Origin of the sequence: Endobacterium cereale, assembly GCF_009617585.1 — a bacterium.
Lineage (GTDB): Bacteria > Pseudomonadota > Alphaproteobacteria > Rhizobiales > Rhizobiaceae > Neorhizobium > Neorhizobium cereale.
In genome coordinates this window covers 220,695-235,608 of the sequence record NZ_WIXI01000050.1, presented here as the reverse complement: position 1 = coordinate 235,608, position 14,914 = coordinate 220,695, and the positions used below count along the sequence as shown (strand labels likewise).

General features: G+C 60.0%; 8 protein-coding genes. 3 read left to right on the top strand and 5 right to left on the bottom strand.

Features of this window, described 5'->3' with window-relative positions:
- Positions 1–259: 259 nt before the first annotated feature.
- Positions 260–5,752 (top strand): glutamate synthase-related protein, encoded by a 5,493-nt coding sequence (locus GAO09_RS24570; RefSeq protein ID WP_153358721.1) that lies wholly within the window; start codon positions 260–262, stop codon positions 5,750–5,752.
- Positions 5,753–5,780: 28 nt separating this feature from the next.
- Positions 5,781–7,520 (top strand): sulfite reductase subunit alpha, encoded by a 1,740-nt coding sequence (locus tag GAO09_RS24565; protein ID WP_153358719.1) that lies wholly within the window; start codon positions 5,781–5,783, stop codon positions 7,518–7,520.
- Positions 7,521–7,624: 104 nt separating this feature from the next.
- Here the strand turns inward: GAO09_RS24565 and GAO09_RS24560 are convergent, their stop codons facing one another.
- The 3 genes from GAO09_RS24560 to GAO09_RS24550 are packed head-to-tail and all read right to left on the bottom strand — an operon-like array spanning position 7,625 to position 12,046.
- Positions 7,625–8,782 carry an FAD-dependent monooxygenase gene (locus GAO09_RS24560; protein WP_153358717.1) on the bottom strand — a complete coding sequence of 386 codons (1,158 nt, stop codon included), beginning with the start codon at positions 8,780–8,782 and terminating at the stop codon, positions 7,625–7,627.
- A gap of 10 nt (positions 8,783–8,792) precedes the next feature.
- A complete protein-coding gene (locus GAO09_RS24555) occupies positions 8,793–10,793 on the bottom strand; it encodes a TonB-dependent receptor (RefSeq protein ID WP_209018829.1) in 2,001 nt (666 codons plus the stop codon).
- Complete coding sequence (locus GAO09_RS24550; protein ID WP_153358715.1) at positions 10,790–12,046, bottom strand: MFS transporter; 1,257 nt, start codon at positions 12,044–12,046, stop codon at positions 10,790–10,792. Before GAO09_RS24550 ends, GAO09_RS24555 begins: the two co-directional genes overlap by 4 nt.
- A gap of 120 nt (positions 12,047–12,166) precedes the next feature.
- Here GAO09_RS24550 and GAO09_RS24545 point away from each other — a divergent pair, with 120 nt between their 5' ends.
- The gene (locus GAO09_RS24545; protein WP_153358713.1) at positions 12,167–13,174 is read left to right on the top strand and encodes a helix-turn-helix transcriptional regulator; all 1,008 of its coding nucleotides are present in this window, start codon (positions 12,167–12,169) and stop codon (positions 13,172–13,174) included.
- Positions 13,175–13,237: 63 nt separating this feature from the next.
- Here the strand turns inward: GAO09_RS24545 and GAO09_RS24540 are convergent, their stop codons facing one another.
- A complete protein-coding gene (locus tag GAO09_RS24540; protein WP_153358711.1) occupies positions 13,238–14,068 on the bottom strand; it encodes an inositol monophosphatase family protein in 831 nt (276 codons plus the stop codon).
- On the bottom strand, positions 14,065–14,895 hold the full coding sequence (locus GAO09_RS24535) for a glycerophosphodiester phosphodiesterase family protein (RefSeq protein ID WP_153358709.1): 831 nt from the start codon (positions 14,893–14,895) through the stop codon (positions 14,065–14,067). Before GAO09_RS24535 ends, GAO09_RS24540 begins: the two co-directional genes overlap by 4 nt.
- Positions 14,896–14,914: the final 19 nt, after the last annotated feature.

The following is a 14,914-nucleotide window of genomic DNA, read 5'->3' as shown; positions in this document are numbered from 1 at the left end:
CCTTATGGAAGTCGCGCGGGATCATGTCTGCCGTTGACATGGCCGAAATTCGGAGACCTGCCCCGATCAAATACCCGCAACGCTGTGATCGGCACGCAGTTGCTATGCGGATTTCACCCCGCGGCGCTTAGTCCGATTTGGACACGACGCCGCTCAAGACTTCAACAGGGTGTTGCGGCGCACAATCTTTTAAACTTGACTCATTATATCTTGTTATTTTAGGTCAGCACAACTGACTTATTTCTCTTGGAGGTGACATATGGAATCGAGTGCGACGCCCTTCGGTCTTTACGATCCTGCCATGGAAAAAAGCAGCTGTGGCGTCGGGTTTATAACCCGGAAAGACGGCATCCAGACTCATGACGTCCTTATCAAAGGACATGAGGCTCTCTGTGCCGTTCCACACCGTGGCGGCATGTCCGCCGAGGGCGTGGGCGATGGAGCGGGTATTTCTGCGGACCTATCTCTGGGCTTCTTTCGCAAGCTGACCGGACTCACCGATCTCCAGCCACGCCGTTTTGGTGTTGGCAATTTTTTCCTGCCGGCCGATCCGACATTCCATGCGGAAGCCGAGCGTGTGGTTGAGACCGCTCTTGCCGCGCAGGGGTTTGCAATTTTCTTAAAGCGCGATGTGCCGGTCGATAACGACGTCATCCGGCCCGCTGCCGTTCGCCACCAGCTAACCATCCGCCAATGGGTCTTCGGCTGTCACAGCGAAACCGCCTCGCTGGCGGAATTCGATTTCCGTATCCACAATGCCCTGCTCGAAATCGAGGCTGATGCCTATACACGGGCAGAGCTTGCCGGCCTTTACCCGATCTCGCTCAGCGCACGAACCCAGGTTTTGAAGGGGCGACTGAACTCGGACGAGGTCATCCCCTATTTCCGTGATCTCGTGGATCCGGATCACACGATCCACACCATGTATTTTCACACGCGGTTTTCCACCAACACCGATCCGCACCCCTCCATGGCGCAGCCCTTCCGCCAGATGGCGCACAATGGCGAACTGAACACCGACCGCAAGAACCGTCTGTCGGAAGCAGCCATTGCCGCCGCCAAGAACGCTTCGATCATTCGCCCGAAGGGCCAGTCGGACAGTTGCCGCCTCGATCAGACCCTGCAGTCACGCGTGCTGGAAGATGGTCTTGACCTCGTCACGGCCGTCGTCTCGATGATGCCGCCGGCCTGGGAAAATGACGATACGCTATCGGCCGATATTGCAGCCATGCTCGAATATTTCTCGCTCTATGAGGAAAAGAACGACGGCCCGGCCGCACTGATCTTCGGCAATGGCGATGTCATCGGCGCGCGTCTCGACCGTCTCGGCCTGCGGCCGTTGCGCACGGTGGAGACACAAGAATATCTCTGCGTGATGTCGGAAGCCGGCCAGATCGCCTTCCCGCCGGAAACCGTGCTCAATCGCGGCCGTATTGAGGCCGGTGGCATGCTGGTTTACGACCACGTCGAAAAGCGCGCCTATGGCACGATCGAAGCTCTGGACATGCTGGCGTCGCGCAGGCCATACCGCGATCTGCTGGTCGAGGCGCGCGTGCGCCTTTCCGACCTGCCGGATATCCCGGCAGAAGCGCAGGGCTCGCCGCTGCGCTACAATGGCGATCTCGAACGCCACCAGCGTTACGTGGCCTATTCCCATAATCAGGAAAGCTTCAAGTTCCTGATGGACCCGATGCTGGCCACCGGCGCGGAAAAAATCTCCGCCATGGGGTATGGCAATGCCATCAACGCGCTGTCCGATCAGGAAGGCGGCGTCGCCAAATATTTCTCGCAGCGTTTCGCTCAGGTCACCAATCCGCCGCTCGACAGCATTCGCGAAGCCGACGGCATGACGCTGCGCATCGCGCTCGGTGCAAAGCCAAATATCGGCGTAAAGGCTGCACGGCAGATCGTCGTTCCGTCGCCAATCCTCACCCATCTCGACATGCTGAAACTGCGTGATCAGTCCGAGACGCCGGTTCGCCGGTTCGACATGCTCTACACGCCTGTACTCGACGATGCCGAGCCTAATGCGCATGCGCTTGAGGCCGGCATCGGCAAGCTCTGCGACGCGATCGCTGCCTTCGCCCGTGGAGAAGGTGGCATCGCCATCGTCACGGACCGGCATGTGGCGCGCGACCGCGCAGCGCTGCCGATGATCCTCGTCGTTTCGGCAATCAACCAGAAGCTCATCGAGGAAGGCGCGCGCCTGCGGGTCTCGCTCGTGGTCGAAAGCGGACAGATCTCGTCGTCGCACCATGTTGCGGCGGCCCTCGGTTTCGGCGCCTCCGCGGTTTATCCGCTCGGCGTGCAGTTTCGCGCCGAGGAGAAATTCGGCGCGGAAGCCGACAAGGCCTTCAAGCGTTTTGCCAAGGCAGCGGAAAAGTCGCTGATGAAGACCATGGGCAAGGTCGGCCTCTGCACCGCCGAAAGTTATGTCAGCGGCGAATTTTTCGAGCCGAACTTTCTCGACACCAACGATCCGGTGCTGAAGCGTTACTTCCCCAACGTCAGGACACCGGTCGGCGGCGTCGACTTCAAGGTCATCGCCCAGGCCGTCGCCGACTGGCACGCCAAGGCGCTGACGGTGAAGAGCGAGGACGACATTCCGCTGCTTGGCCTGTTCAAGGAACGTGCCGAAGGCGCCGGTCATTCTTTCGGCACAACGGCTGTGCGCGGCTTTGTCGATATGACCGAGGAAAAGGTAACATTCTCCGAACCGGATGGTGAGGAAGATCCTTTCCTGCGTCTGCTGACGCTCAACCGTCTGGATGATGCTTTCGGCATCGATGATGCGGCCTATGCCAATAACAGCTATGACCGCTTGTCGGTGGAAGCGATCAACCGCTTTTCCATCACACCCGGTTACCGCGCCTTCGCGCGCATGATGACTGAAGAACGCGCCCGCCGCCCCGCCGCCCTTCGCGACGTGCTGGCATTTCCGGCCGATGTTTCCTACGCCACCGCGCCGGATGATTTCCGCAAGGAGATGAAGCGCTTTTCCCGGAAGGGCAATAATGGCTTTCTCGTACGTGGACTTGGCTGCGAAGCTCTGCCCGACGATACGTTCCGCCTGACACTGACCGGCCCGCAGGGTGGCGATCTGGCCCGGCTTGCAGCCCTTGGACAGTCTCTTGTAGCCCGCTTCGGAACTGACATTCTGGGCCACTGGCTGGAAGGCGGCGCGCTGGCCGTTCAGGCAGCGGGTCAAGCCCTTGCCTATCTGAAGCTTCTCGGCTCTGCTCCCGCCGGCATCGCGCTGGATGATGTGCAGCCGGCAAGTGAAATCACGCCGCTGCTGGCATCCGGCGCCATGAGCCACGGCGCACTCGTCTCCAATGCCCACGAAGCAGTTGCCCATGGCACCAACATGGTGGGCGGCATGTCGAACTCAGGCGAAGGCGGCGAGCACATTTCCCGCTACGGCACCATCCGCGCCTCGCGCATCAAGCAGTTCGCGTCGGGCCGTTTCGGCATCTGGGCCGGTTATCTCGCTGACCCGATGCTGGAAGAGCTGGAGATCAAGATCGGCCAGGGCGCCAAGCCCGGCGAAGGCGGCCAGTTGCCGGCGGCCAAGGTGACGGTGGAGATCGCGGCTGCCCGTGGCGGTACGCCGGGTGTGGAACTCGTCTCGCCTCCTCCGCATCACGACACCTATTCGATCGAGGATCTGGCGCAGCTGATCCATGACTGCAAGGCGGCACGCGTTCGTGTCATCGTCAAGCTGGTCTCGTCTGAAGGGATCGGCACGATCGCGGTTGGCGTCGCCAAGGCGGGCGCGGATGTCATCAATGTTGCCGGCAATACCGGCGGCACCGGTGCCGCCGCCGTCACCAGCCTGAAATATACCGGACGCGCGGCCGAAATCGGCATCGCCGAAGTGCATCAGGCGCTTTGCGCCAACGGCCTGCGCCAGAAGGTGCTGCTGCGTTGCTCCGGCGCGCACCAGACGGCCAGCGACGTCGTCAAGTCGGCGCTTCTCGGTGGCGACAGTTTCGAATTCGGCACGACGGCGCTGATGATGCTGAAATGCGTCATGGCCAAGAACTGCAACATCAAGTGCCCGGCGGGCCTCACCACCAATGCGGAAGTGTTCGATGGCGACCCGCGCGCTTTGGCACAGTATCTGCTGAACATTGCCCACGAGACCCGCGAAATCCTTGCCTCGCTCGGCTTCAGGTCCCTGCGCGAAGCGCGTGGGCGCAGCGATCTTCTTCACCTTCTCGACCATCCGTCCAGCGTCGGGCAGCTTGACCTCCGCGCGATGCTGCAGGTTGTCGAGGAGGTGAAGATCACCGATCCGGTCTATATGGAAAAGGATTACGCCGTCGATGATGCCTTCATCGACATGGTGCGCTCGGCACTGATCGACGGCGGGCTGCCAGTGGTCGAGCTCGGCGGCAATTACCACCTCAGCAACCGCCACAAGAGTGTCGGCGGCCAGCTTGCCGTCGATATCGAGCGCATGCTCAATCACGAACTGGGCGAGGATGACACGCGTCACCTGCCGGCCGTCAGGCAGGACAAGCGCGGCCGCAGTTTCCTTGATGCGGGCTCGGTCAGGATCGCCACATCCGGTTCCGCAGGCCAGTCCTACGGCGCCTTCTGCAACGACGGCATGATGATGACCCACACCGGCACCTGCAATGATGGCGTCGGCAAGAGCGCTAATGGCGGCACGATTTCCGTCCGCGCGCCGGGCGGCGGTTCGCTCGAAGCCGGCGGCAACGTGCTGATCGGCAACTTTGCCCTGTTCGGCGCCACCGGCGGCCGGCTATTCGTCGAAGGTCAGGCCGGTGACCGGTTTGCCGTGCGCAATTCCGGCTCCACCGCTGTGGTCGAGGGCGTCGGCGATTTCTGCTGCGAATATATGACCAACGGCGCCGTTCTCAATCTCGGCTCCTTCGGCAAGGGTGTCGGCAACGGCATGAGTGGCGGCTTCTTCTATCAATACGATCCTTATGGCGACCTGCCGAAGAAGGTGAGCCACGATTCCGTGCTCATCGGCTCGCTTGCCGACCAGAACGACCCGCACGCCGCCTTCCATGCGGATGCGATCCGCATGATGCTGGAATGGCATATGGAGGCGACAGGTTCGGCAAAGGCGCGCTGGCTGCTCGACAATTTCGAAAGCGAACGCTCGAATTTCGTTTACGGCCTGCCGCGCGCGCTGCTGCTTTATCAGGACAGCGCATCCATCCTGAAGGCGAAAACCCGCAAGGACCTGATCGAGGAACTCTCGACGGCGCTTGCTGGCCATCAGGTGCGCAAGTTCAAGCTCGCCTACCGAGACCGCCGGCCGATCCTCAACGGCAAGGCGCCGGGCCAAGGCGAGACGGACACGCAGGACATGTTCACGCTCCTGAACAATTACACCGTCCTTTCCATGGCGCAGTCACTCGCCATCGCCCGCGTACCGAATGCGCTCGGACCCTCCGAACCGGCTGTCGAAAAGGCGGTGCGCAACCTGATCCTCACCGAGGATTACGCGCTGATGCAAAAGCTGTCGCGTTATGCCCGTGAGGCGATTGCCGATTACGACGACCAGGACCTCGCGGTTCTCGTCTCGGAAAAGCGGCTGTCGGATTATCGGCAGGCACTGGCCGGCCGCAACACGCTGTCGATCGACAGCCCCGGCACCTATGGATGGATCATCCAGCAGACGGAGAGCAACCGCGAGAAGATCGGGCATATCCCGAGCTTCGAGGAAATGTTTGCAGCAAAGGCCATCGGCAGCCTCGCGGCGGCAAGATGACAGATGTCAAGATCGTGAAACCCGGACAATGATGATCCCGCATATCCCAGAGGACGCTCCCTTCAACAGCGACCAGCGCGCCTGGCTCTCCGGCTTCATGGCCGGTCTCAACTCGCGCCTGCTTGCCGGCGAAAGCACGGCGAGCGCACCGGCCGCCGGTGCCAGCCAACCCATCCACATCCTCTACGGCACCCAGACCGGCAATGCCGAACAGGTGGCGATGGATGCCGCGGCCGCAGCCAAAAACCTCGGCATGGCGCCGGAAGTGCATGGGCTGGATGACATCGACATGGCGCAACTGGCGACAATGCGCCATCTCGTCATCGTCACCTCGACCTATGGCGAGGGCGAGATGCCGGACAATGCCCAGCTTTTCTGGGAAGCATTATCGGCCGACAGCGCGCCGCGCCTCGAAAGCCTGAAATTCGCCGTGCTGGCGCTGGGTGATACCGGCTATGACGGTTTTTGCCAGGCCGGCAAGCTGATCGATACCCGCCTTGAACAACTGGGCGCGACACGCATCACCACCCGGCTCGATTGCGATATCGATTTCGAGGATGCCGCCGCCGCGTGGCTCGGAGAAACCCTGCCGCTTGCTTCGGAAAAGCCCGCCACCGTTACGGCTGCCACGGTGCCCGCGCCGGCGCGTGAGCAGAGCGGCTGGAGCCGCAAGAACCCCTACGGATCGACAGTGGCCGTCAACCGCCGCCTGTCCGGCTCGACCTCGAGCAAGGAAATCCGCCATTTCGAGTTCGATCTCGGCGATAGCGGCCTGACCTATGAAGCCGGAGATGCGCTCGGCGTCATACCGGTCAACGACCCGGCGCTGGTCGATCTGTTGATCGAAAAGCTTGGCGCGTCGTCGGATACAGAAGTCAACGGTTCGCCGCTTCATGCGCTGCTTTCGAATCAGTACGAGATTTCGACGCCGTCACGCGATTTGATCGCCGAAGTCGAGCGCCGTGCCGGCCACGAAGAACTGACCCACATCGTCCGCAACGGCGACAAGGAGGCACTGGATGCCTTCCTCTGGAGCAAGGACAGTCTCGACCTCGTTTCGCTCATTGCCGAGGGTGGTCTGGGCGCTGCGGAATTTGTCGGCCTGCTGAAGCCGCTGCAACACCGCGCCTACTCGATCTCATCCAGCCCGAAAGAGGCCGACGGCCACGTCCACCTGACCATCGCCAGCGTCCGTTACCACGCCGCCAATCGCGAGCGTGGCGGCGTATGCTCGACCCATCTGGCCGATCGTGTCGCAGAAGGCGCAAGCGCCGGCATCTTCGTTTCGCAGAACAAGGCGTTTCGTGTCCCGGCTGACGACAATGCACCGATGATCATGGTCGGACCGGGCACCGGCATTGCGCCTTTCCGCGCCTTCCTGCAGGAACGCCGCGCCCGTGGCGCTGAGGGCCGCAACTGGTTGTTTTTCGGCGACCAGCGCCGCGACAGCGATTTCATCTACGAAGACGAGCTGTCGACGATGAGCCGCGATGGTCTCCTCACCCGCCTCGACCTCGCCTTCTCGCGCGATCAGGACGCCAAGATCTATGTCCAGACCCGCATGCGGGAAAACGGCAAGGCGCTGTTTTCCTGGCTGGAAGAAGGCGCATCCTTCTATGTCTGCGGCGATGCCAGCCGCATGGCCCGCGATGTCGATACCGCCCTTGGCGACATTATCGCCGAGCATGGCGGCATGACGGCGGAGAAGGCTGCGGACTACATGGCAGGCCTCAAGCGGGACAAACGTTACCTGCGTGACGTTTATTGATCCGTGAAAGCACGAACTGACGACAATGGGCGCCTTGCCCTTATTGCCGTCAGTTTCAGCTGGTTTGAAGCATGACTTGCCCGGCGACAGACCCCTGCCAAGCATCATGCATCGAGATCGAGCGCCGGCGCGGAAAACTGGCGCGAGGCCAGCTTCGCAAACGGACGAGATAATAGGATAGGCAGTATCCAGGACTGCAGACGCATGCCTAGGGCGCTCTGCGGAATATAGTGACCGCCGATCTTGCGCGACACTGCCTGCATATTTGTCACCAACGGTCGGAGCCGAGCCTCGTAGGTGTCGAATGCTTCAGCATAAGGTTTGCGCGCCAACTCTGCGGCAAGGATATAGGCACCGGCCATGGCCGTCGATGTTCCCTGCCCCGCCAGAAAGGTCAGGCACCAGGCGGAATCACCGAGGAAAACAACGCGCCCTTTTGACCATGCGGGCATTTCGATCTGGCAGACCGTGTCGAAAAATGCGTTTTCCCAATCGATTGATGTTTCCAGTGCGGTTCTCACAGGCTGCGGCCACTGTCCGAATTCTTCTTTCAGAACCTGTCGTTTTTCGTCGGCGCCGAGCCGATCCGTACGATCATCGCGCCAACAAAACAGCGTAGCCGCATGGCCGTCGCCGGTAGCGTAGAGCCCGCCCTGATGATTGATATCCATCATGCCGACAAAACTCGCGCCCAACGGTTTGTCGATCGCCATGCGCCATGCACTGGCGCGATAACCGAGCGGCCGCAGAAACGCTTCGTGCGGCCCAAAAATCATCGCGCGCAAGCTACTGCGGTATCCATCCGCGCCGACGACGAGATCGAAACGATCGGCTCTGCCATCCGAAAAGCGGATATGGAGACCTTCACCATCATCTTCGATGTCGGTCACGGTCGTCTCATAACGAATGTCGACACCGGCCTCCACGTGCCGGGTCATGATATTCTGAAAGCGATCCCGCATGATTGCCAGCATACGGCCGCCGGAGACCTTGGCGAGCGTCCGATAGTCGTAGGAGAACAGCTTTTTGCCGTGCCGGTCGTGATGCAGCGCCGCGCCAAGCGGCATCGCCTGCGCCCGAAAATCGTCGATCAGCCCTAATCGCTCCGCGACATTCCAGCCATTGATATGCAAGCCGATCGAATAACCGCCCGTGCGACCCTTCGCGGCCTTTTCCGTCACGACACAATCGATGCCATGCAATTTCAGGCAGGCGGCAAGGGTAAGTCCGGCGGGACCACCGCCGACAATCAGAATACGCATCCGCCCGCCCTCAGAATGTCATGTCGAGGCGGGCGCCGAACGCTCTACCCTCGCCCAACTGATAGACATTGCCATAAGGCGCAACATTGAAGCCGTATGTCGTATAGGTCTTGTCGAACACATTGGTGACGAAGGCCTCGGCGGCAATATTGTTATCCAGTTCCCACTTCACCCCGAGATCGACAAGACCATATCCCTTCTGGCCGATGGTGTTGGTTTCATCGAAATAGACATCGCTGACATAGCTGAAGGCGGCATAGGGGATAAGCGCACCATTGCCCTCGTCCAGTTCAAACCGGTAATCGAGCATGAGGTTTGCTGTGAATTCCGGCGCATACGGCACGCCGTTTCCGGTCAGATTGGTGCCCGGCGTGACCGGATTTTTATAATCCGTGAATTTGGTATCATTGTAACCGAGAGCGACCGTTATGCCGAGCGCATCCGTCGGTTTCGCGCGCAGCTTGAGATCTACCCCCTTGGCGGTTACCTCACCGACGTTCTGAAGATATTGCAGCGGCTGCACACCAACGAACATCTGATAGTCTTTGGTGACGTTGTAATAGGCGGAGAGCTGACCTTCGAGTGTGCCCTCTTCGTTGCGGTATTTGAAACCGACCTCGCCGTTATATGTGTTCTGCGGATCATAGGTATAGGCGATGTTGGCCGTGGTCAGTGTACGGGTGAACCCGCCTGCCTTGAAGCCGGTGCTGAACAGACCATAGAGGCGCAACTGATCGGACAATCCGTAACTGGCACCGAGTTTGGGAGACAGCGCACTGAAATTGTCACGATCATCAAGCGTGACGCCACCCGTCGCCGTAGCCGCCGCGCGCTCGTAGTCGAAACGCAGGCCGGGCGTGATGTTGAGCCGGTCCGTCGCATGCCACGTGAGATCGGCAAAGGCGGCGTAGGAATCGATCTTGTGCCGCGCGATCTGGCCATAGGCTGGCAGACTGCGGGTAAAATCGAGATGCTGGTAATAGATGCCTGCGACATAATCGATCGCATTGCCCTCTTCCGGATTGGAGGCGATGCGCAATTCCTGGCTGAGCGTCCACTGCTTTTCCGGCGTATAGCTGCCGAACACGGTGCGATCGAAATCGCTCTTCTGGTAACCGGTCAACGCGGTCACGGTGGCAGCGCCCAGATCGTAGCTGGCATTGATGCCGAAGGTCCAAGTGTCGAGCGTATATTCGGACGGCACCGGCAATGCGATGCGGTCCTTCAGCATGGATTCCATCACGAAATATTCTTCTGTCGAGGTGACACGGCCTTGACCTGCCGTCACCATCACGTCGAGCGGGCTGCCCTCCGGCGCATACCGCAGCCGCACCTGACCGTTCACATCATCCGTGCCGCCGACATCTTCACCGCTCAGCATATCGGTATACTGATCGTTGTGACGAAGCCCGGTCAGCGTCAGGTCGCTGAAAAGAACACCATCAACGATCGGCAGATTGGCATAGAACGTTGCACCTGCACCTTCCGATTTGACATCGCCGTTGAAGCCGAAGCGCAAATCGTCATCCGGCTTGCGGGTGGTGATGTTGACAACGCCGCCGATGGCACCGCGCCCATACAGCGTGCCCTGCGGACCGTAGAGCAGTTCCACGCTTTCAAGATTGCCGGGCAGGCTGCGTGAAAGATTGAAACTATCCTGCGGCAGACCGTCGACATAGACCTGCGTGCTGGGATTATAAAAATCCAGCGAGGCTTGCCCGCGAATGGTGAAATTCGAATAAGCGCGGCTGGAACGGGTGCGAATATTCACGTCCGGGAAAACACGGTCGAGGTCCGCGACACTGTCGATATTGCGCACGGACAGATCATCCGCATTCACGACATCGACAGTCGACGGCACCAGAAAATAATCCTCGCTGCGTTTCGTGGCAGTAATGACGATCGGTGCCAGTACAGTGTCTGCCGAGGTGTCTTGCGCCATTGCGCCTTGGGAGAATGTGCTTGCAAGAATGGCAAGGGCGGAAACGCCCGAGAGGCGATGGCGCATCATGACTGCGATACCTTTTCTACAGATGGAAATGACGAAGACGGACGACCGCCGGCCGGCAGGAATTTGGGCGCAGCCAGCATCGCCAGAAGGATGAAAAGAGCTGAAGCGCCAAACAGCAGGCCATATCCGAACGCCTTGCCAAGCAGCCCGGCGAGGGACGAGGCGGCAATCGCGATAATGGCGTCGAGGCTTTGAAGGACGGCGAAATCCGTGGCGGTTCTGTGCGGATCGCACCAGTTCATCATCGCCGCGTAAAGCGCCACGAAGGACATGGCGATGGCGGCGACCTGTGCGACCATGAGGCCGGCAGCAACCGTTTGCGAGACCGAAGTTTGCCATTCGAGCGAGGCCAGCGCCAGAAGAAGCAGCGTATTGATAGTTGCCGCAGCAAGGATCGCTTTGCGGATGCCCAGCCTCTGAACGATCAAAGCAGACAGTGCTGCGGCGAGAAAGCCGACAAGGGCTCCGCCTGCACCCCGCAATGTACCGATCATCTCCAGCGACAAACCCTTGTCGACGAGATAGGGGCCGGTCATGGCCGATCCCATGCGCAGACCGATCTGATAGATCGCAAGAAAAACAAACCCCGTCATCAAGGTCCGATTGGAAAGGGTTTCACGCAGCAACAGGCGGCGCCCGATCCGGGCAGTATTTTCCCTTGGTGCAGCAAGCCCCGAAGACAAAAGGACAGGAATGCTGAGCAGCACCACGAAACCCGCCATTGCCGCCATAGACACGGCCCATCCTGCATGACTGTAAACGATCAACCAGATGCCACCGCCGAGCAGGAAACCAAGATAAGCGCCGGCAGTGGAGGCGCCACTGGCCGCGCCGCGGGTCTCCTCGCTGGTGGCGCGAACGGCCAGCGAGTCCGTGGCAATATCCTGCGTGGCCGCAAGCGTCGCCATCACCAGAAGCACCGCCGCAAGTGACATCAGGTGCGTCTGCGGCGGAAAGGCCATCGCGAGGAGGAAGCAGGCCGTAATACCTGTCTGGCAAACGAGTATCCACGAACGTTCGCTAAAGTACCGATCCACCAGCGGTGCCCAAAGGAATTTCAGAGCCCATGGCAGGAAGAGAATTGCGAGAAACCCGATCTGGTCGAGCGGCATGCCAGCATCGCGCAACACGACCGGCAACGACGATTGCACCATGCTGCCGGTGACCGATTGCGCAGCATAAAGCCCGGCCAGAAGACCGAGCACGATCCAGCCGCTTAAACGGGCGCTCGCTTGAATGATTGTCGTGGACATTGCCCCTCGCAACGAATTTCACGACCTCAGTAGATTGACGCGACAAACTTGACTATTGCAATCAGGTTAATGACTATCGCGATCCGGTCTTTTTTCGACCGGTCGTCAAAGGGGGCGATCATGAACTTGCGGGTCGAACAGAGGGCGCTGGCCCAATCGGATCAGGACGACGTCGTGGTGCTTGGGCCAAACCCTGCGGATACGACATTCGAAACCACATCCACGGAGGGCGCCTACAAGATACTCGGCGTCAGGCCGGGTTTGACGATCTCCGTTTTCGATATGGTGATCGGTGCAGATTTCGCCGGACGTTTCGCGACGGAACCCTGCGTGGCCATCGACTTCCTGTTCGAGGCGGCTGGTCAGGGGTGGCTTCTGGACGCGGATGGGGAACGGCTATCAAGTTTGCCCTATCGGCCCGGCAGGATTTATATCATGGCGGCTCCGAAAGGCGCGGTCGGCTTTTACGACGTCCCGGTCGGCACACGGTTCAAGGGCATGGACATTCGTGTCGATACGACGCTTTGGCAGAAGCTGGGTGCCGGCGACATCCTGTCGTCGCTCGACGAACACCACAGCCTTCACATTGCCTCCGGCAACGGAACATGGGTCGGTGTCTTGCCGGTACCGCCGCAACTGCTTGCCGTTGCCCGTGCCCTGTTCGACAGCGCCATGGTCGAAAACGACGATCTGGCCTTCGAGGCACGCGCACTCGACATTGTCCACGCCTCGATCAATGCGATGCGCAGCATTCAACCGGCAGCGACCATTCCGCCACGCGATCGACGCCCGTTACAGCGTGCCCGTGATCTGATGATTGCCGAGCTTTCCTATCCATGGGCACTGGACGGTCTGGCGCGCGAAATCGGCCTAACCCAGAAACGTCTGCAAACAGGTTTCAAGGCGATGTACGGTTATTCCGTCTACGCGTTTTTGCAGGAACAGCGCCTGCTGGAAGCCCGACGCAGCATTGAAAGCGGCGAGGTCACCGTCACGCAGGCCGCGATGAACGTAGGTTATGGCAATCCGAGCCATTTTTCGCAGTTGTTTTTGCGGCGCTTCGGCGTTCAGCCGTCTCGCCTTCGCCCTTCCGAAACAGGAAAATATCAGGAAGCACAGGCACGCTGACGTATTACATCGCTGTTCGCAGCCTGTTTCGGTCCAGACCGACCAAAACAGGCCACGTTTTCTTCAATTTTCCGACAGAGCCGTCAGTATTGAGTTCCAGCTTGCTTCATCCGGCGCCGTCAAAAGATGGCCCTTCGTCATCGTCGGCCGATAGACTTCGCCCGCCATCGTCGCTGCAAAACCACCGGCTTCGGCATGGATCAACACACCGGCGGCATGGTCCCAGGGTTTCAGGCTGTCGTTGAGGCAAAAACTCATCGCGCCTGTTGCCAGCATTCTGTATTCCCAGGCGGAGCAGCGCCATGTCGTGACACGCAGGAATTTCAGCACGCGTGGCGCCAGTTCGGCGCGCCTGCCCGGCTCGAACATATGCAGCGGAATGAAGCCGTGCATTTCATTGACCGGGCTTGGCGCTGCAACGGAGAGACGGGTGCGCGAACCATCCGCCGCCACATGCCATGCGCCCTGCCCCGGCCGTGCCACCAGAAAATCGCCCAGAACCGGGTAATGGATGATGCCCGCAATGGTTTTTTCGCCCGAAACGATGGCGAGAATACTGCCGAACATCGGCGTGCCATGCGCAAAATGCCATGTGCCATCGACCGGATCGATAACAGCCGCCAGATCCGCATCGGCAAGTTTTGCGAGGTTGGAAGCGTCTTCTGACACCGCCTCTTCGCCGATGATGGTGATGCCCGGCAGACGCGCCTTCAGCCTCTCGCTGATCATTCGCTCGGAAGCGATATCCGCATCCGTGACGATATCGTCGGCTGCGGTTTTGGCGCGGATACTGTCCGAGGTGACCGAGCGGAAGCGCGGCAGGATTTCTCCCGCCGACGCCTCGCGCATGATCCCCATCAGCTCGTCGAGCAGTTCGTCCGAAACGGCTTTCATCCGCGACGGCCCTGCAGATAGGCCTTCAACGCTTCCGGCTCATCCGTCTGGAAAACCCTGACACCGGCATCCATCAACGTGCCCCAGATGCTGTCGGGATCGACAAGCGCCGTCTTGTCCACCCATTCGCCGCTGGCTTCCATGTTGAGCGTGTTCGTCCACAGCGCCATGTTCGCGTCGCGGAACAGCTGGCGGTTGGCCTTAATGGTCTCGAGGCTGTCGAAGCGCATTTCGCACATGAAAGGCTTGATTTCCGACAGCAGCGCCATCGTCTCATGAATGTCTTCGGCCGTGAATTTCGACATCGCCATGAAGGCAACGCCCTCGATATTCTGGGCGCGTACCCAGTCGAGCTCCTCGCGAACCATCACTCGGGTCTTCAGGTCGACGTAAGAAGCGGCATTCATCTCGCGGGCGCAGGCGGCAACCTCGGAAAACAGATCGCGATCCTTAAGATCGAGATCGACAAAGATGCGGCCACGGATGATTTCCAGCACCTGCTTCAGGGTCGGGATACGCTGGTCGGACGTGGCGCGATGTTCACCACCATCATCTTCACGAAGCGTAATGGCCTGCAGCTCGGCAATGGTGAAGGTTTCGGCATCGCGATCGATGCCGGCCATGCGCAACAACGTGTCGTCGTGCATGATGAAAAGTTCGCCGTCAGCGCTCTTGCGGATATCGAGTTCGACAACGTCTGCACCGACAGCGATGGCACGCTCGATAGCGGCGAGGCTGTTTTCCGGGGCACCATGCCAGGCGCCACGATGGGCAACGATGGCGGGATCGCGTTTCTGGTCGGCGATGTAGTCTACGTAATGCGTCATGTCATTCTTCCTTGGAGAG

Bases quoted from the DNA above. Each gene is read 5' to 3' on its own strand.
- GAO09_RS24550 (WP_153358715.1), bottom strand. From the start codon at position 12,046: ATGTCCACGACAATCATTCAAGCGAGCGCCCGTTTAAGCGGCTGGATC.
- GAO09_RS24565 (WP_153358719.1), top strand. From the start codon at position 5,781: ATGATGATCCCGCATATCCCAGAGGACGCTCCCTTCAACAGCGACCAG.
- GAO09_RS24555 (WP_209018829.1), bottom strand. From the start codon at position 10,793: ATGATGCGCCATCGCCTCTCGGGCGTTTCCGCCCTTGCCATTCTTGCA.
- GAO09_RS24570 (WP_153358721.1), top strand. From the start codon at position 260: ATGGAATCGAGTGCGACGCCCTTCGGTCTTTACGATCCTGCCATGGAA.
- GAO09_RS24545 (WP_153358713.1), top strand. From the start codon at position 12,167: ATGAACTTGCGGGTCGAACAGAGGGCGCTGGCCCAATCGGATCAGGAC.
- GAO09_RS24535 (WP_153358709.1), bottom strand. From the start codon at position 14,895: ATGACGCATTACGTAGACTACATCGCCGACCAGAAACGCGATCCCGCC.
- GAO09_RS24540 (WP_153358711.1), bottom strand. From the start codon at position 14,068: ATGAAAGCCGTTTCGGACGAACTGCTCGACGAGCTGATGGGGATCATG.
- GAO09_RS24560 (WP_153358717.1), bottom strand. From the start codon at position 8,782: ATGCGTATTCTGATTGTCGGCGGTGGTCCCGCCGGACTTACCCTTGCC.